The 17298-nt window shown below is 55.4% G+C and carries 13 protein-coding genes; 1 reads left to right on the top strand and 12 read right to left on the bottom strand.

The window, feature by feature from the left end:
• Nucleotides 1-8: 8 nt before the first annotated feature.
• The 11 genes from ACJ8PE_RS02410 to ACJ8PE_RS02360 all read right to left on the bottom strand — a co-directional run bounded on the left by ACJ8PE_RS02410 (nucleotide 9) and on the right by ACJ8PE_RS02360 (nucleotide 16185).
• Nucleotides 9-2585: a fimbria/pilus outer membrane usher protein gene (locus ACJ8PE_RS02410; RefSeq protein ID WP_197793343.1), complete on the bottom strand. Its 2577-nt coding sequence runs from the start codon at nucleotides 2583-2585 to the stop codon at nucleotides 9-11.
• 54 nt (nucleotides 2586-2639) lie between these two features.
• Nucleotides 2640-3323, bottom strand: a complete 684-nt coding sequence (locus ACJ8PE_RS02405) for a fimbrial biogenesis chaperone (RefSeq protein ID WP_033632666.1) — start codon at nucleotides 3321-3323, stop codon at nucleotides 2640-2642.
• Between the two features lie 56 nt (nucleotides 3324-3379).
• Nucleotides 3380-3919 (bottom strand): fimbrial protein, encoded by a 540-nt coding sequence (locus ACJ8PE_RS02400; protein WP_004935293.1) that lies wholly within the window; start codon nucleotides 3917-3919, stop codon nucleotides 3380-3382.
• Nucleotides 3920-4558: 639 nt separating this feature from the next.
• Complete coding sequence (locus ACJ8PE_RS02395; protein ID WP_197793344.1) at nucleotides 4559-6067, bottom strand: PhoPQ-activated protein PqaA family protein; 1509 nt, start codon at nucleotides 6065-6067, stop codon at nucleotides 4559-4561.
• Nucleotides 6068-6136: 69 nt separating this feature from the next.
• The gene (locus tag ACJ8PE_RS02390) at nucleotides 6137-6535 is read right to left on the bottom strand and encodes a hypothetical protein (protein ID WP_042784953.1); all 399 of its coding nucleotides are present in this window, start codon (nucleotides 6533-6535) and stop codon (nucleotides 6137-6139) included.
• Between the two features lie 84 nt (nucleotides 6536-6619).
• Entirely contained in the window at nucleotides 6620-6853 is a 234-nt protein-coding gene (locus tag ACJ8PE_RS02385) for a hypothetical protein (RefSeq protein WP_004935304.1), read from the bottom strand.
• Nucleotides 6854-6984: 131 nt separating this feature from the next.
• Entirely contained in the window at nucleotides 6985-7812 is an 828-nt protein-coding gene (locus tag ACJ8PE_RS02380) for a Cof-type HAD-IIB family hydrolase (RefSeq protein WP_033643650.1), read from the bottom strand.
• Between the two features lies 1 nt (nucleotide 7813).
• Nucleotides 7814-13600 carry an amino acid adenylation domain-containing protein gene (locus ACJ8PE_RS02375; RefSeq protein WP_404768844.1) on the bottom strand — a complete coding sequence of 1929 codons (5787 nt, stop codon included), beginning with the start codon at nucleotides 13598-13600 and terminating at the stop codon, nucleotides 7814-7816.
• Nucleotides 13601-13634: 34 nt separating this feature from the next.
• On the bottom strand, nucleotides 13635-14504 hold the full coding sequence (locus ACJ8PE_RS02370) for a hypothetical protein (protein ID WP_033650782.1): 870 nt from the start codon (nucleotides 14502-14504) through the stop codon (nucleotides 13635-13637).
• A gap of 108 nt (nucleotides 14505-14612) precedes the next feature.
• Nucleotides 14613-15188, bottom strand: a complete 576-nt coding sequence (locus tag ACJ8PE_RS02365; protein ID WP_004935315.1) for a helix-turn-helix transcriptional regulator — start codon at nucleotides 15186-15188, stop codon at nucleotides 14613-14615.
• A 706-nt stretch (nucleotides 15189-15894) separates the two neighbouring features.
• Entirely contained in the window at nucleotides 15895-16185 is a 291-nt protein-coding gene (locus ACJ8PE_RS02360; protein WP_004935318.1) for a hypothetical protein, read from the bottom strand.
• A gap of 245 nt (nucleotides 16186-16430) precedes the next feature.
• Between ACJ8PE_RS02360 and ACJ8PE_RS02355 the strand changes: the two genes are divergently transcribed.
• Entirely contained in the window at nucleotides 16431-16658 is a 228-nt protein-coding gene (locus ACJ8PE_RS02355) for a hypothetical protein (RefSeq protein ID WP_004935320.1), read from the top strand.
• Between the two features lie 265 nt (nucleotides 16659-16923).
• Here the strand turns inward: ACJ8PE_RS02355 and ACJ8PE_RS02350 are convergent, their stop codons facing one another.
• Entirely contained in the window at nucleotides 16924-17277 is a 354-nt protein-coding gene (locus ACJ8PE_RS02350; RefSeq protein ID WP_033632662.1) for a DUF6277 family protein, read from the bottom strand.
• Between the last annotated feature and the right edge of the window lie 21 nt (nucleotides 17278-17298).

The raw sequence follows: 17298 nt of genomic DNA, 5'->3' as shown, positions 1-17298 counted from the left end.
AGCGAGATCTATTGGCAAACGCCGTTTAGGGTTTGGAGACCCGCTGACGGCGGCTCCGCCGGCAACTGGTAACGGATGCGGCATTGGTTCTCGCCATTCCTGCCCCACTGCGCGATGAGCAGGCCCTTTTCCGCCATGCCGCTCAGATAGACCACGCCGTCGCCGCCGACCAGGAACGGCTGAGTCGCCCCCTCGGCAAGACGCAGGCTGGCGCCCAGCGGCAGAGGTGCCCCCTGCGAGTCCGTCACCTTCATCAAAATTCGTCTGCCGACGTTGGCTTTGAAATTCGCCCGGCTCACCGCGCCGCGAGTCGGCGTGACCGACTGGTTCGTCAACTCGAGATCGACATCATCCGGCAAGCTGTCGACATCGAGGCGAATCGAATTGTTGCGATAAGGCGTGGCGTAAGGAACGATCGCGTAGCCGCGCCAGTCGGTTTTCACCCCGACCTGATTGCCGACCGCCACATCGCTCGCGCCGGCCGCCTGTACCAGGGCGACGGTTTCGCCGAACGGTTGACCGAAGGTCACACCGTCTTCATGGGCGATCACCCCGCCCTTCACCCCGTAGTTGACGCGCTGTTGACTGCGATCGTAGGCATAGCCCGCCGTGAGTTCGCCGTACGTCGCGCGCCAGTCGGCGTTAGCGTTGCCGCTGTTGCCCTGGCCCTGGCTGCCATACCCTTCCTGTACGCTCCAGCTGAGGTTGCCGCCGGCCAGCGCCGTGCCGTTGAGGCCCGCCGTATGGCTGGTATTGCCTTTTTTGCTGGTGTTGAGGTTGTAGGTGGCGTAGGTGTTGCTCAGCCATTTCTCTAATGGCACGCTGATGTTGAAAGCGAAGATCTGATCGCGATCGTAAATGCGCCCGCGGTTCGAATCGCCGTAAGTAGCCTGTGAATTCCGGCTGTAGCTGTAGTTAAAACCGTAGCTGATGCCATTCCAGCTATTGTTGTAACCCGCGCTCAGCGACTGCATATTGCGCTCGGAGCCCCAATAGTCTTCGGAGACCGCGCTGAGTGAAAGCGACCCCGCCCCTTCCCATAAATTCTGGTTCAGCGTGATTTCGCCGCGATTCTTGCGGCGGTCTATCGGGGCGTAACGGTTGCCGCTGCGATAGGTGTCCAGCACTTCCTGCAGCCCATAGTAGCCGCTGGTCGAATAGCGGTAGCCGGCGATGGCGAAGTTCGTCCCCGTCTCGACGATATTTTTGCTGTACCGCACGCGCCATGACTGACCATCGCTTTTCGGTTGATGCTCCTGCTTTGCCCACGCCTGGGTGACGTCGGCCGACAGAGCGCCGAACTCGCCCAGGTTCTTGCCCAGACCCAATGCCAGCGATTGATACGGCCCGGCGAATTGGCCGCCGCCATACAAGGTGAAACCGGCGGGCAAGCCATAAATCAGGCTGGCCTGCGAGAAGATCTTTTTATCCACGCTGTGATCGTAAGTGCGGTATTGCCCCGAGGTCAGCGCATATTTCAGCCGCCCTTCGCGTTGCAGCACCGGCAGGCTGGCGAAGGGAACGGTCAGGTGCTGTTCGCTGCCGTCCGCCTCCTTGATAGTCACCTCCAAATCGCCGCTGCCGCCGGTCGGGTACATGTCCGAAATTTCAAACGCGCCCGGCGCAACGTAACTCTGGTAGATGACATAGCCGTTTTGACGAATAACCACTTGCGCATTGCTGCGCGCGATGCCGCGCACCACCGGCGCATAACCACGCAGGCTTTCCGGCAACATGTCGTCATCGGAAGCCAGCTGCGCGCCGCGAAACGACACGCTGTCAAACACATCGGACGGGCTGCTGCTTTCGCCGAGCGTCAGCAAGCTTTTCAGGCGGATGATATTGCGCTGGGCGTAGGTATAGACGGAGTCCCAACGATCCTCCGACGCTCGCCCGCCGCCAGCGCTGTTGTAGCTCCAGGTGGTGTAGTTCCGCACTCGCCAGGCGCCCAGGTTGAAGCCCGGCCGCAGGTTGAGGTAATAACTGCTTGCGCTCTGGGTGAATCGATCGCGCCCCTTACTGTTGCTGCCGGTGAAGCCATAGTTCAGCAGCATCGCCGGCAGGCCTTCATCCCATTGTTCCGGCGGAACGTATCCGCGCACCTTATTTTCCAACGCCGCCTGGGGGATACTCAGCATCAGGCGTTGGCGGTTAAATTGAAATTGCGCCGAGGCCTGCGGGATCGCGGCCAAATTCGCGCAGCGATCGGCACCGGCCAAACCGGGAAACAGCTCAACTTTCACCCCAAGCCGTTTCAGATCTTCCCGCGTCAGACAAGGCTGCAGATCGGCCTTCTCGTCGCTGCCGGCCCGCAGAGCGAACGACACCTCGCGCGTTTCCAGCAGCATGTCGTTCACCCAAATATCGACCCGATACGTGCCGGGAACCTGCTGGCCATTTTCAAAGATCGACAGATCGACGTGCTGCTGACCTGAGCGCCCGGTTTCCAGCAACGCCGGATTAAAATAGTCACGAGAGAAGGCGGGATTAACCATGTTGCCGCATACCGCCGTTGTTGCCGTGAATAAGGCTATGCGTTTCAGCCAAGCATCCCGCTTCGCTAATATACGCTTTTGAGTTATCATTCATTAGCTCCATTATTGAAATGTTTTATCCCTCTGTCTGCCTTCCCTTACAGATTAAATACCTGACTGATGTTCTTTCCCTGTGCCGCCATAATCATTAATTAATTTCCAGCTTACCGACGTTGCGCCCGCCACGGGCAATGCAAACATTTCGCTGCTCATCGGCGCGATATACGCCACCTCTTTCATTTCCCGCCCCCCGATGCGGACATAATGAAAGTTCATATAATAAGGCGTTGGGTTGGTGAGTTTTAATTCTGAACCGACACGCTGCCATTTCAGCTGCTGCGTCACTTCTTCGGGCACCTGGCGGAGCAACGGCGCCGGCCGATAAATCAATTTAATGCGGGTCTTGACCGCTATTTGCAGCGTATTCGATTTACCCGCCTGGGTTGTTGAAGGAATGGATTTAATATTCATCCAATACAAGCTTTCTTTATCTTTCGGTAAGTCATCGCCCACTTTCACGATGCGCAGCATATTTTCCTGGTTGCCGTCCAGCCGAAATAAAGGCGGCGTAACGATAAACGCGATTTTATCCACCCCGCTTTGTTGATTCTCCAGCCAGGACTGAATCAAATACGGTTCTTTATCCGGATTCTCCACGCTGATTGACGCTTCTTTTTTTTCGCCGTTGAATATCACCCGCGTCCCGCCAATCACCACGCCGGCGTGAACCGTAGACGCAAACAATAAAATAATGAAAGCCGCTAAGGCGCCGTAGCGATTAAAACGCATAATATTATCTCCGAGGCAATACAGCCCGCTGTGAACCAGCGGGCAAGAAAATATTATCAGTTATAATTCAGCGTAAAGGTGGCGACGCTATTAGCTTTACCGGCGGTAACATCTGCCTGCGTGGAAATATAGCGGGCGGTAAAATCGAGGTTATTTTTCACGCCGCTGCCGGAAGCCAACGGATAAGCCGTCGACGCCGTGTAAAGCGGCAGAACACTGTTAGAAATATCAGACAGTTGGATACCGACGCCGGTAGCGACATCCGTTTCCTGGGTCAGCTGTAATACGTTGCTGTCGCCGTTATCGGCCGCGCCGTCGAACTTAACGGTGGCGCTTTTTACCGTATCCGGACAATCGGTGACTTCCAGCGTGAATTTTGTCGCGCTGGACGTTGATCCCTTGCCACCCGCAAATGCCGTTCGGGCCACATCACCCAAAACAACATTTAATGGATTACTCAAGTCATTCGTGACCTTGCACGCAGCATCGACAATATTCCCGGTAAAATTAACCTGACCATCTGCTGCCAGAGCAGGTAAAGCGCTTGAACACGCTGCCGCGACAAATGCCAACATAATCACTTTTTTTTCCATCATGGGTACTTCTCCTTTTGATTAGACAGACTTCAAAATATCCCCGCCACGGAGAACCCGGACAGGGAGAATAGGAGCTCCGCTCCTTTCACAGTTAATTATGCTTAGCTTTCCCCCTTTAGCAATACATAAAATCAATGTAAAGATGAGAAAAGATAATTACCCCAAATAGAATTAGCATCATTCTTAATTTTATTTTGAAAAAACCGCCAAATCGGCGTTTCTTGATTCAATCATCTGGCCGCCAGGGAATTTATTCTCGCGCTATTCGAAGGCGCTTTCGCCAGATCCTCCTCATTTCCCCCTCAGCCGGAAAATCGGGCGACATCGCCGTAAAATGAAAGCCGGGCGATAAAAATCGCCCTGAAATAAATGACAGTTATATTACGAAAGGCATCACGACGCGGCGGCAGCGAGAGGAGCAGAAGAATAGGAAAAGCATGGCGATAACGGTTTATCGAACAGGAAGGAGAATAAGGCATTCGCCGTTCGTGAAACCGGCGCGGTCATGTGACAACGAGAAAATGGCGTTACGCAGAAATATTCTGTCTGACGCCGTTCACTATTTCGAAAACAAGGCGGCAATGCGCTCTGTCGCGCAGAATAACGCATTGCCGCCTTATTGTTATTCGGCGCCGCTAATTAATCGTCATGGCGATAATCTTCCCCCAGCCCTCTGCCGGGTAGGGTTTCACACGCCAGACCATCGCCCGCGGGAACGGCGGACGGATAGTTATCGTCAGGCGTGATAAAGACCGGCGTGGTCGCGATAAACCCATCGTTGAACACCGCCTCGATAAAGGTGGCCTCCCAGCCTTGCGCCGGGGCGGCCAGACGAAACTCGCCGCGGTCGGCCTCCGCTGTAGCCAACGGCTCCGGGGTAAAGCGTACGCCGCACGAATAACGAAAATCTCGGGCCGTGCGGTTGTGCGCGCTCCAACGCCGCACGGTGGCCGGCGGTTCGGAAAAACGCAGCGTGCGCACCGCAGCATCCGCGGCGCTGCCTTGCACCTCGATCGTCGGCAACGCGATATCGCGCTGGCGGCGCTTGATCATCGCCAGTATGGCGCGTTCGGCGGCCGGCCGGCTTGCCGCGCGATCCCCGTCGGCAATCGCGCGCAGCGAAGCCTCTCCCGGTGAGGCGCTGAGATAGAATCGCGTGCTGTCCGGCGGATAACGTTCGTCGCCGCTGGCGATGATGACATATTTCGCCGCCGCTGGCCGCTCTCCCGCCGTCGGCGGCGGATAAGCGGTGGGATCCGCTATTTGCATCAGTTTGTCGAACGCCGGCGTCTCTATGCGCCGATCGATGCCGAGTTGGTAATAAGGATGAAACGCCAACGGCCAACGGCCGCCATACGTACGATAGGTATGCTTCAAGACCTGCCGCGCCGCGACCCCATCCGGGAACATGGCGACGACGGCATCGATGCGCTCATCCGACAATGACGCCAGCCACGCCGCGGTTGCGCCGCTCGCCGCGCCCGCCACGATGAATTTATCTATCCCCCATCGGCTCAATTCGCGCTGCGCCAGCGTCATGGTTTGCGACAAGGCCGCCGTCATGGGGATCGCCAGCGGCATCATCAAGTATTCATCCGCATCGTCCAGGAACAATCGCCAGCCTCGGGCCTGGCTGTCCTCCCCCGCACGACGCCGCCCCTCATTTTGATATTCCAGGTACGGATAAGGCAGCCGGTTGACGACAATCACGATGGTGTGACTTTCCGCCGCCAAGGCCGCCGGCGTAGCGACGGAAAACGCCGCATTTTGCTTGCCTGGCCCGCTCGCCCCTGCGGCGGCGCAAGCGCAGTCATCGCTCATCAGCACCAACGCTTTACGGGCAAGCGCCCCGTTGGGGATATAAATATCCACATCGTGCCACCATTGCGTCGGCCGGATGGCGTCTTGCGGCGACCAGGATTGCGACATCAACCGATAATGGCGTATCGACACGTCATGGCCGTTATCCACGCCCTTTAACGAATATGACAGAGGCAATATGGCCAACTGATTGTTATAACAAGGAATAACGGTGTGCAAGGCGGGATGTTCGTCCGCAAAGCAGCGGTCTTCCTCTGCCGCCATGGCCTGCCGCCCGCCGATTAAGGCCAGGCAAATCAGCGCGATGTATCCGATGCGTTTCAGCATTTTTTCCTCCCCCTTTGTCCGTGGCAAATCCCTTTTACGCCGCCTGGCGCCAGGAAACCTTCCGCGCGCCTAGAGCACCTGATGAAAGCGTATCGGATAGCCAAAGCTGTCCTTTTCGAACGCCACGTCTCTGTCGTTCTCGCCCAGCAATAGGCTGTAAACGCCGTTTTCCTCATAACGGCTCATGGCGATATACAGCACCACCTCCCGATGGTCAGCGATCGTAAACTGTTTGCGCCTGGCGTTGATTTCCAAGGTAAACGCCACCACAGGATTGTTGTTCAGAAATACCGAAGTCTGCTGCATGGAGACGATCCTGCCCTGCGCTTTCTCGGTCACCTGAAAGGGCGTGGCGTCATTGGGGGCGCGTATATCCACCTTCTTTTGGATATAGATAAAGTTAAACACCGCCAACGCCACCGCCACGAACAGATTGATGACCATGATCAAGATGATTTTATTCGCCATGAACTCTCCCTTTGCCGTTCTTCCGGCTCCCGACATGAGCGAGGTAAAAGTGCCCTTGCGGGCACTTTTCATTAAGGGCCGGGCTTATGACGATTTACGGCCAAACAGCTGCGAGAAGGCGCTAATCCCGGCATCGATGACGGCGCCAATGCCCTCACCGAGTTTGGCGCCGGCGCCCGCCGCATCCGCGTGGATCCCGAATAGACCGGTACCGGCATCTACGATGGCGCCAATGCCATTGCCCAGGATTTTGCCGGCATCGGAAGCGATGCCTGCGCCGGAAACCGCCATGACTTCTGCTTCAGTCAGTTCTTTCATACTGTCTCCTTTGTATTTATCGACATGTTTAGTAATGAAAAAATGAAACTCTCACTGTTTGTTCACCTCCTTGTTATCTGCCCACGAAAGACCCTGTTGCCAATGCGTTCACCCGCGCGGCGGTGACAATGTCAGAACAGGCCGAACTCACGGCAGAGATAATCGGCGACGCCATTGCGGCTGTTGGGCAGCGCAATCGGGTTAAACGGCAGCGCGCGCTTCAATTCGCCCATGGCATTGCCCATCACCACCCCCGTTCCGGCCCAGCGCAGCATGTCCAAATCGTTCATCGCATCGCCGAAAGAGAGGCAATCGCGCATCGCTATCTGTTTGGCGCTCAGATAGTCGGCCACGCTTCTGGCCTTGGAAATATGCTTATCCATGATGTCTATCGTTTCCGCAGAGGACTTACAGATGGACAGCGTTTTTCCGAAAGCCTGACTGACCTCGTCGTAAAACCGCTCGATCAGCGCCGCTTCACCCTGCAGCAGCACTTTCAGGATCGGTTGCCGTTTCATCGCCTCCGGTTCGACATAGCGGCAAGCGACGCCCGAGGTTTTGATATAGTCGGCAAAATGCGGATTCTCTTCGGCCATCATCCATCCTTCCTGGGTGAACAACGTCACGTGGAGCGGACAGGCGAAGAGGTAATCCATCAACATCATTTGGCTGTCGCGAGGCAGGAAATAGCGTTTATCCGCCACCGGCCGCCCCTCGATATTGACCATCGCGCCATTGCAGGAGACGATCGCCGGCGAGAACCCCAAGCCATCCACAATCCCGCGCGCATCCGCATCGCAACGGCCTGTCGCGATGACGATTTCCAGCCCGCGGGCATGCAGGATATTGAGCGTTTCCACCGTCAGATCAGACAGATTCCCGGCAGGATCCAGCAAGGTTCCGTCAAGATCGCTCACGATCGCCCGGTATTTTATTTTGCCGTCGATAGCAAGCCACATATCACGCCTCCTCCGCCTGGATAATCCCGTCTTCGGCGCGGATTTCGCTGTCGGGCGGAAGGTGGGCGATCGCGAGCGCAATGGCCTGAAAACGGCGTCCTACCGCAACGATGGTCTCCTGAGCTATCTCGTGAGAATCATAAAACAGTGAAATGGCGAGCCGTTCCGCTTCGGGGAACAAGCACAGCACCGTTTGGTGGTTGCTGCCGCTGACGATATCCGTCACCCGGAACGTAAACGGCAAGCACGGATCCTTCTGCGGTTGCGGCATGTTTTCAAACACAAACAGGCTGCCGAACGGCGAAGTGGGCACCCATTGTTCGTCGTAGCGGTTCAGTTCGGAAAAGGCGTACTTCTGCCTCAGCGTCTGGGAATCCGCGATATCGGCCAGCAACGCATAAATGGGCCGGCGGCGAATCGCCTGCAGGCGCAGCACCGGGCTGGCGACACACAGGCCAAACAGCGTCTGCACCTGCTCAATGTCCGCCGGGCGCTCGCTCATGGTCGTGCCGATCGCGATATCGTCACAGGCCAGCGCTTCGGCCAGCGCCAGCATCCAGGCCAGCTGCGTCAGTTGATTGACCGTGATCCCCTGGCGCCGGCAAAACGCGGTGAGGCTTGCCACCTGTTCCGCGGTGAATTCCGCGCCATATTGCCGCATACGTCGCCCCTGCGGCGCGGCATCCGGCGCAGCGCTCAACGGCAAACGTTGGTTGACCGGCGCTCCGCGCAAATAGTCCGCCCAGAACGCCTGCGCTTCGGGATCGTCGCCGTGCGCGCGCACATAAGCGGCGAACGGCTCAAATCGGTTAATTTCCAGCGCCGGCGCGCCCCCTTCCAGCAAGGTGAGGTAGTCGTTGAACCAGTGTTCGAACAGAACGCCGAGGGACCAACCGTCGAACAAGATATGGTTAAAGGTCTGCACCAGATAGTGCTCATCGGCGTTCAACTTGATCAGGCGCCAGCGGATCAACGGCGGCGCATCCAGCTCAAACGAGGTTTCTCGTTCCCGGGCCAACAGCGCTTCCATCCTTTCTTCCAGCGAGGACGGCGGCGCATCGGTCCAATCCTCGATCGCGATCGGCGCCTGCAGCGTCTCGCAGATGAAGACGTTGGGCCGCCCACGGCGGGTTTGATCGCCAAACCCGGCGCGCAGCATTTCAAATCGCTGCAGCGCCAGCGACCAGGCCTGGTTCAACACCTCCGGCTGCAGCGGGCCGGCCACCTCATAAACGGCCTGATCGATCTGATACTCGCGGTTAAGCCGGTTGAAATACATCAGTTCCCGCTGCGTGACCGTAGCCTCGAAAACGGCGGCGATGCGATGACGTTGCTGCCAGCGGTCCAACTCGGCGAGGCTGACGTCGGCATGGGGGAAGTCCCCCGGGCTGGCGAGGCGAACGCCCTGGCTCACCTCGTGGCAACAGTGTTCGACCAGCGCCGACACGCTCTCCCTATAGTGCGAACCGATCCGGGCCAGCGTCGCCTGCGGCAATAAGCCCGACATCACGATGCTCAGCCGGTCGCCGTGCACGTAGAGCACCAGATCCAGCACATTGTCGCTCGCCGGCAGCGCGCCGTTTTCCAGATCCGCCGTTTGGTCGATCAAGGCCCACAGGGCGTCGTCAGTCTGTTCGTTAAAGACGCCGAGATAGTTGAATGAAATGGCCGGCAAGCGGTGGCGCCGCAGACAGGCTATCGCTTCGTCGTCCGACGCTGAACCGTATTTCAGCGCCGAATAGCCGATGCCGTGATCCGGCATCTTTCTTAATGTGTCCTTGATGGCGCGCAGCGTGTGTTTTGGGCTCTGATGCGCGGTGATGCGCAAAGGCAGTAAGGCGGTGAACCAGCCGACGGTGTCGTCGAGCTGGATCTTATCGTCATTGATATCGCGGCCATGGTGTTCGAGCGTCAGGTAACTGTCCGCACGGCCATGCCAGGCCTGCAGCACCGGCGCCAGCGCCGCCAGCAACACCTCGCGGGTCGAGGTGCGGTAGGCCTGATGACAGGTGTCCATCAACAGCGTCGTCAACGCCGCGTCGCACTCTAAGCGGCAAAACGCCGGACTCTGCGCCCCCTCGCTGAGCGTGGCGTAATCGGGTTGCCCGGCGATCATCGCCAACCAGTAAGCGCATTGGTCATGCCGGCTCGCCGCGTAGTGCCTTAACGTCTCGCCCCACTGCCGGTAGCTGGTGCCTTTCGCCGACAGCGATTCCCCCTGATGCAATCGTCGCATGTCTCTGACAATGATGCGCCAGGACACCACGTCGATGATCAGATGATGGAATGCGCAGAACATCAACGCGTAGCCGGGCGCGCTGCTGTCGAAAATGTAGACGAAGCGGCACAGCGGCCCTTCTACCGGATCAAACCCCGATTGCCATTGATGCAGAAGTTCGGCGCGGCTTTGGCGACAAAGCGCCAGGTCATAGTATCCCCATGAAGGGCCGCCGTCGGCCACCGACAGATAGCGCTGCGCGACCAGCGCGCCGGCATCGTCGGCGCTAAACCGCGCGCGCAGCATGTCATGGCGCGACGCCAGCCCGTTCACCAGATCGGCCACGCGCTCGGCGGACATCGGCGGCACCCGCACCAAAAAAGTCTGGTTGAAGAAGGCACGATGTTGCGGCGGCTGCTCGTTGTACCAGCGCTGAATCGGCAGCAATTCGAATTCGCCCTGCAGCTCGCCCTGTTCATTGAGCGGCGCAATCGCGTCCCGTTGCTGCAAGATGCGCTTGGCCAGCGCCCGCGCATTCCGGGTTTCGAACACCGCACGCGAGTTGCTGTGATAGCCCGACTTGCTTAATTCGCTGGTGAACACGATGCTTTGGATCGAATCGCCGCCCAGACGAAAGAAGTCGTCATCCACCCCAACCCGTTCAACGCCGAGGATCTCCGCCCACAGGGCGCAAATCAACGCCTCCAGCGCATTCTGCGGCGCGGCATATCGCTCGCTTTGCGCGAATTGCGGAGCGGGCAGCGCCGTGCGATCCAGCTTGCCGTTCACCGTCAGCGGTATCTCGTCGAGCGCGACATAGCTGGACGGCACCATGTAATCCGGCAGGATCCGCTCCAGCCGGGCGCGCAAATCGGCAGGATCCAGCGGCTCGCCCCGCGCCATCAGCACATAAGCGGCAAGGCGCTTGCTATCGCGATGGACGACATCCACCACGACGCATTTCTCGACGCCCTCCAGCGCATTGATCGTATTTTCTATTTCGCTGAGTTCAATTCTGAAACCGCGGATTTTTACCTGGCAATCGTTTCTGCCGAGATACTCCAGATTGCCGTCGCGCAACTCTCGCACCCGATCGCCGCTTTTATACAAGCGTCGCCCGTTCAACGTAATGAAACGCTCTTGCGTCTGCTGCGGCTGGTTGAGATAGCCGCGCGCCAGCGCGTCTCCGCCGATATACAGCTCGCCGGCCAGCCCTGGCGGCAACGGCTGCAGCCAGCGATCCAGCACATGAAGTTCGCGCCCCGGTATGGCTCGCCCAATCGGGATGCTGCTGCGGGTTTCATCCGCCGCGATGGCGTACATCGTGGTGAACGTGGTGCATTCCGTCGGGCCATAGCCATTGATGACCTGCTGCGGGCGGTTGGCTTGCCGCACCAGGCGCTGCATCAGCGTGGCGGTCAGCGCCTCCCCGCCCACCAGCAGACAGCGCAGCCCGGCGAACAGGTCGGGGTGACTGAGGTAAAGATGATCGAACAGGCTGCGCGTCGCCCACAGAATCGATACCTGCTGCCGACGCAGCAAGGCCTCCAGCTGCGGCACATCGCCGGCGATATCCTCCGTGTCGCGCACGACGACCAATTTGGCGCCGTTGAGCAATGCGCCCCACACCTCGAACGTCGCCGCATCGAACGCCGGACTCGAGAGGAAGAGCAGCACATCATCGGGCGTGACAGCGATGCCGGATGCGGTCGCCAACCCGCACATCGCGTGTTGCTCGAGCATCACGCCTTTCGGGATCCCCGTCGATCCCGAGGTATAGATCACCGCGCCGAGCCGGTCGGCGCCGGTGACGGCCGGCAAATTCTGCCGCTCGTGCGGCAGGCGGTTCAGATCGCCCAGCGTGAGGACGGACACGGCGTGCGGCATCATCGCCGCCAGCGCCTCGGCGGCCGACTGCAGGCTTTCCCCGGCGATGAGCACCGGCGCGCGCGTTTCTTCGAGAATATGCCGAATGCGCGCCTGAGGATAATTGCAGGAGAGCGGCACATAGGCCGCACCGGTTTTCAGCACCGCCAGCAGCGCCACCACCATTTCCAGGCTTTTCTCGCTGTACAGCGCAATCAGCGTGTCCGCCTGAGGGGCGACCCCGGTCAGCGCTTGGTAGCGGAGCGTAATTTCGCGCGCCAGGCTATTCGCCATGCCGTTCAGCTCACGGTAGCTGACATGCAGCCCCTCAAACTCCAGCGCAATCTTATCCGGATAACGCAGCGCGATCGCCTCAAACCGGGCGCTGAGGGTTTCTCTCGGCAACGCGGGGGCCGCGTCGTCATCTGGCGGCATATCGGCGGCGGGATAAAAGGCGAGGTGGCGTAAAGGCGCGTCAGGCGCGCGCATCGCCGCTTGCATCAAGCGCATGAAATGTTTCGCGCAGTCGCGCATGTCATCTTCGTCAAACATGTCCTGACGAAAACGCAGCCGGAACTGCAAGGCATCGCTGTCGGCCCGATCCTCATATTCCAGGGAAAGCGACGCGCTGGCCATATCGTGGTTGGCTTCAAACAACGGCGAAGTGGCGCAATCGGCCAGCGCCAATGCCGCATCGCGCAGGTTGGTTTGGGCAAAGGAAATCGGCATCGCGCGGATCCCCAGCGCCTGCACCACCTGTTGCGTGGGCAGTTGGTTAAACCGTTGGCGCGAGTGCGGCGCCGCGGCGGTAATAAACGCCATCGCGCGTTGATAAACGGCGGCGAAGCCTTCGCCGTCACGCAGCGAGAGGGGCATCACGCTGGTGTTGACATGCCCGCCAAGCGCAAATCTTTGCCCCTTTTTTATCGACACCGGATAGCTGATATAGACCGTTTCCTGATTGCCGCTGCGCGCCATCAAGATGCCCCACAGCACCAGCAACGCCAGAAAGTCATTCATTCGCCGTATTCCCGCGCCCTGTTTCAGCGCTTTCCATTGCGCTTTGGGCACCTGGAAACGCAGCTCGGCCGCCTCATCGTTTCGCACGGCGCCGCTTTTCTCAAAGGGCACGTCTATCGCGCCCAAATTTGCCGCTTCGGCCCGCCAGTGCGCCAGCGCTCCATCGGCGGCCAGTTGTTCCACCTCGCGCTGCAGCTGCCGGTTGATGGCGGCAATCTCGGTCGCCTCGAGGCGGGTCGATAGCCGCTGTTGACCATAGTACTGGCTCACCAATGAGAAAAACTCGTCGGAAGACGCGCCGTCGATCACCAGATGATGGCCCACCAGCGCCAGGGTATAGCGCCCCGGCCCCTCGGCGAAAAGCGCCCAACGATAAAGCGGCCCGCGGTAAATGTCGAAGGGCTGGCGAATCACTTGGGTCAGCAGCGTGCGGTCCGTGTAATGCTGCAAAGGATGGATTGCGTCATTGCGACGCCAATACAGTTCGCCATTCCGTTCATGAATATGGCTGTTCAGCAGGACATGATCTTGCACCAGCGCATTCAGCGCAGCTTGTAATCTGATGGGATCCAGCGCGCCCTCAATACGCTGCAGCACCAATACGTTGTAATTACAGCCCTCTGGATGGCGGTCATATTCATCGATAAAAACTTTTGAATAGGGTGATACAGGAATCTCTTCCATGACAAACACTCCATTTAGAATACACGTGCCCTGCTTAACGGCGATCCATGCGGCATACCCAAACCTCTTTCGGCATCAGCTCGCTTATCTTTTCTGAGTAATAACCGATCAGCATGTTGATGCGCTTTTCTGCAATGACCTCCGCCGCCTGAGCGCAAATCGACTTGTAAAAACCAATAGGGATCATCACTTTGCAACGGCTATGCAGGTGCCGACAAACGCCGATGGCCCAGGAAAAACACTCCCTGGAGGGATTGGAAATATCCAAAAGTTCGGCACACTCACTGGAACAGCCAATCACAGCGTAGAGATTGCCTTTATTAATATAATGAATTTTATGATACAGAGGATGTTTTTCAATATATTCAAATGCGCGATGATCTTTTTCTCGCCCCAGATTATTGATAAAGCTGGCCTGCCGCGCTTGGTCGCCCTCGGTAAAACGAAAGGCCATAAACTTATCAGGCTTTAAGGTTAATTCGACGAAGGGATAGATTTGCGTATTGGTCGTTAAATACTTTCTAAAAATCTTTTCATAAACCCTGATCTTCCTGTCATCGGAAAAGCAGATATCCGCCGCCACATCCGAACGCCTGGCCTGCAGGAAAAAATCTTTCAAGACGGTGGAGGATTTGACCTGACGGTGGATCCCAAGATCGCCAAGCATATTGACATTAAAGGATAATTCATTGATTTTAAAAGGATAAAAACTGGACACAAACATCCCAAGATAACGTTCTTGATCCTTGTAAAATATGCCCGTTTTTTCCATCGGCGCCCCACAATGCGGATCGAGCAAATGCTTCCAGTGCAGGAAACGCTCCCCGCCCAAATCTCTGCCATAAAGCTCTTGCAATAATTTGAAATGATTATGAGAAACCGCTTCTCTCACAAAGACAGCCATGTTTTATCTCCCTATAAAACCGATTCCATGCCGGGCGGAAATCAATAAAAGATGACCGCTCAGCGCCGCTGATAATACGGCGCCGGACCGTTCGCTTCCTTTCCCTGATTAACAAGAGTCGCTGTGCATTTTTAACCAGCGCAAGAATTCAATATTATTATCGATGTTCAGTTTTCTCATGGCCGAACGTTTATGAATGCTCACCGTTTTCGGGCTGATGCCGAGCAACATCGCCGTTTGGTTTTGTGAATAGCCCAGATGGATTAAACGGCACACTTTCCCCTCGCTAAAGGTCAACTGGGTACGACAACGCGGGCAATAGCTTGAAACCAAACTATTTTTCTTGCGATAGCAGAACATGACCTTGTCCACGATCGCCGCCACGCTGTCTTTGCGCGTAATACTTCCGGCTTCCAAATTGCAATGAATTTTAGGGAATGTCTTTTTATGCTCCAATATTGAAAAATAGAGCGGAATAGAAGAAAAGTTGCCCTGCAAAAGCTGGGTATGACAAAAATTTATGGACACCCGCTTGTCCGGCGCCCTGAATATGATGTTGGCACGTTCTTCTCCCGTGATCTTGGCCTTAATGCCATTCGTGAGAAAACCTTCTTGCAAGGCAAGACTCAACCCCAGCTTGAAGAATTGATTTTTATCCACAATAGCGATATTGACGCGCTCCATTAACAAACCTCCCTTTTGACTACGCTTGCTCACTCTCCTTACTGCAATATCATTGCTGTGATTATTTTTTGTTTTAACGTGCTTTTTAATAAAAAAGCGTTATAGGCGAAGCAAAAAAGACCTTGCCTCGCAAAAGTGCATTTTATATATAGGGTTATATAAATCATCTGCCCTGGAGAGCATACAAAAGCAAGACGCGGTAAGCTGCCGCGCTTCGCAAGGGAAATTGCTATCGTAAGATATATTTATAAGGCATCATTGCCATCAGCATCACGGTGCTAAGATTTTTCTCTGATACGTTAATTTTACTCCAAGAGCGCAATATATCCAGATAAATATCGAAAAAACACATAATATAGAACATAACATTGCGCGACATTGATTGTTAAGAGAATCCGTTTATGCATTAGGAATTTACTTATGATAAAGGCAGGATAATGCTTTTTTCGCACGAGGCGGCGGGGTCATCGCAGACCCTATTAAACAGAGTATAACCATATTCATTTTATTGTAAAAAAATTGCATAAAAAAAAGCTACACTTTATGGCAGTAAGTGATTCCCGCCCTTTCATGTAGACGGCAACAAAAAAGAAGAAGGCGAACCCATCGGCCGCCCGCGCAAGAAATGCCTGGTAGGAGTAACGACTTTTCAGGAGTGATGCGCAGCGTAGAAAGATAACGCGGCATCGTTGACGAGCGGGATGAATTATATTTTTTTGATCCTCATCAATTTTTTAGCCTCCAGGCAGGAAACCAACCCGAGGTGATCTTTTTTTAGCTGCTTGTCGCTCCCAAGAGGAAGAATGACTTTGAACGTTTGCAACTTACCGTGATTATTATAGATATCAAAGACTATCACCGGCGGGCCATAACCCAGGATCATGCAGTCTAAAAACCGCAGAACGGCGCAGCCCAAGCGGCTCCTGGCCTCCCGGATGATTTTATCCGCAAGCTCATCATACCGGAAAGGTCTTTCCGGCGTCGTCAATACCTTCATAAGGTCTCCCTTCTGGTATATATCATTCCGATTTAAAATAATAACCTCATAAAACCGCCGCCGTTCAAGGCAAGTGAGATATAAAAACCCAGGCTTCGGCAATATATAATCTAACGATGCAAAATCAATCTAACAAAAAACACAATAGTATAAAAAAACAGCGCGAGTTTTATTGAAAAAATGACCTGATTTGCAATAATGAAATTGCCTGAAGTAAAGGGCTAACTGAAAAAGGAGTTTCAATCATGAAAGAACTATCCGCAGTAGAAATTGAACAAGTTAACGGTGCTGGTTTTTTTGGTGACGTAGGCACACTGATTGGCAGTGCGGTAGGTACAGGTATTGATACCATTTCCGCGATTGCCGGTGTTAACCCGGATGCCAAAACCGTTGTCGGCACCATCGGTAAAGGTATTGGTCTGGCCGTCGATGCGCTGATTTCCAGCGGATTGCAGATCATCTCTAAACTGTAATAACAACTCATAATCATCCCTTCCTATTTTTTAATTCGCTTCATTTTAAGCACCTTCGCAGGTGCTTTTTTTTACATCAAAGAATCAAAAAATAGATAAGGTCAGAAAAACCAATATCCAAAAAAACAGGCTGGGTATCACCATGATAAAAAAACCCATGCGTTTATTGGCGTTTTTGAGCATCCAGTCATAGATCATCGCAACACTCCTTGTGAATACCAGGAGGCATTTCCGCCTCCCGGTATTTTATCCATCGAGTTTTTGATTACAGTTTCGGCACTTTGGAAAAGAAGTCCGCCATTTCGTGCGGGAACCCTTTCGCAATCGCCGGACGAAGATCGTCCATGGAAACATTAAAATCTTTCGGCTGCTCGCTCGTTTGCATTTTTTGGTGTGCGTTCACATTCGATTGCAGACCATTAAAAATGCCCTTCATATTGCCGAACATATCATCGCAAGATTTTGTCACATTACTCATGACCGACTTGGCCGCATCCGGCCCAGACATTTGAATATTGCTGACGCCTTGCATAAACGGTTGACTCAGCGACGATTGGGAATTGGTGCCCAAATTGCCGCCGGCCTTCATGGTTTCTAAAATTTTGGCTGGATCTAACATGTTTATCACCTCTTTACGGTT

Source organism: Serratia sp. CY74737 (assembly GCF_052166775.1).
Taxonomy (GTDB): Bacteria; Pseudomonadota; Gammaproteobacteria; order Enterobacterales; family Enterobacteriaceae; genus Serratia; species Serratia ureilytica.
Note: the sequence above shows the minus strand (reverse complement) of the source record. Positions and strands in the feature narration are given on the sequence as shown.

Excerpts from the sequence above, each read along its gene's own strand:
- ACJ8PE_RS02410 (WP_197793343.1), bottom strand. The coding sequence starts at position 2,585 with ATGATAACTCAAAAGCGTATATTAGCGAAGCGGGATGCTTGGCTGAAA.
- ACJ8PE_RS02390 (WP_042784953.1), bottom strand. The coding sequence starts at position 6,535 with ATGGCGAATAAAATCATCTTGATCATGGTCATCAATCTGTTCGTGGCG.
- ACJ8PE_RS02355 (WP_004935320.1), top strand. The coding sequence starts at position 16,431 with ATGAAAGAACTATCCGCAGTAGAAATTGAACAAGTTAACGGTGCTGGT.
- ACJ8PE_RS02350 (WP_033632662.1), bottom strand. The coding sequence starts at position 17,277 with ATGTTAGATCCAGCCAAAATTTTAGAAACCATGAAGGCCGGCGGCAAT.
- ACJ8PE_RS02370 (WP_033650782.1), bottom strand. The coding sequence starts at position 14,504 with ATGGCTGTCTTTGTGAGAGAAGCGGTTTCTCATAATCATTTCAAATTA.
- ACJ8PE_RS02360 (WP_004935318.1), bottom strand. The coding sequence starts at position 16,185 with ATGAAGGTATTGACGACGCCGGAAAGACCTTTCCGGTATGATGAGCTT.
- ACJ8PE_RS02400 (WP_004935293.1), bottom strand. The coding sequence starts at position 3,919 with ATGATGGAAAAAAAAGTGATTATGTTGGCATTTGTCGCGGCAGCGTGT.
- ACJ8PE_RS02380 (WP_033643650.1), bottom strand. The coding sequence starts at position 7,812 with ATGTGGCTTGCTATCGACGGCAAAATAAAATACCGGGCGATCGTGAGC.
- ACJ8PE_RS02395 (WP_197793344.1), bottom strand. The coding sequence starts at position 6,067 with ATGCTGAAACGCATCGGATACATCGCGCTGATTTGCCTGGCCTTAATC.
- ACJ8PE_RS02405 (WP_033632666.1), bottom strand. The coding sequence starts at position 3,323 with ATGCGTTTTAATCGCTACGGCGCCTTAGCGGCTTTCATTATTTTATTG.
- ACJ8PE_RS02375 (WP_404768844.1), bottom strand. The coding sequence starts at position 13,600 with ATGGAAGAGATTCCTGTATCACCCTATTCAAAAGTTTTTATCGATGAA.
- ACJ8PE_RS02385 (WP_004935304.1), bottom strand. The coding sequence starts at position 6,853 with ATGAAAGAACTGACTGAAGCAGAAGTCATGGCGGTTTCCGGCGCAGGC.
- ACJ8PE_RS02365 (WP_004935315.1), bottom strand. The coding sequence starts at position 15,188 with ATGGAGCGCGTCAATATCGCTATTGTGGATAAAAATCAATTCTTCAAG.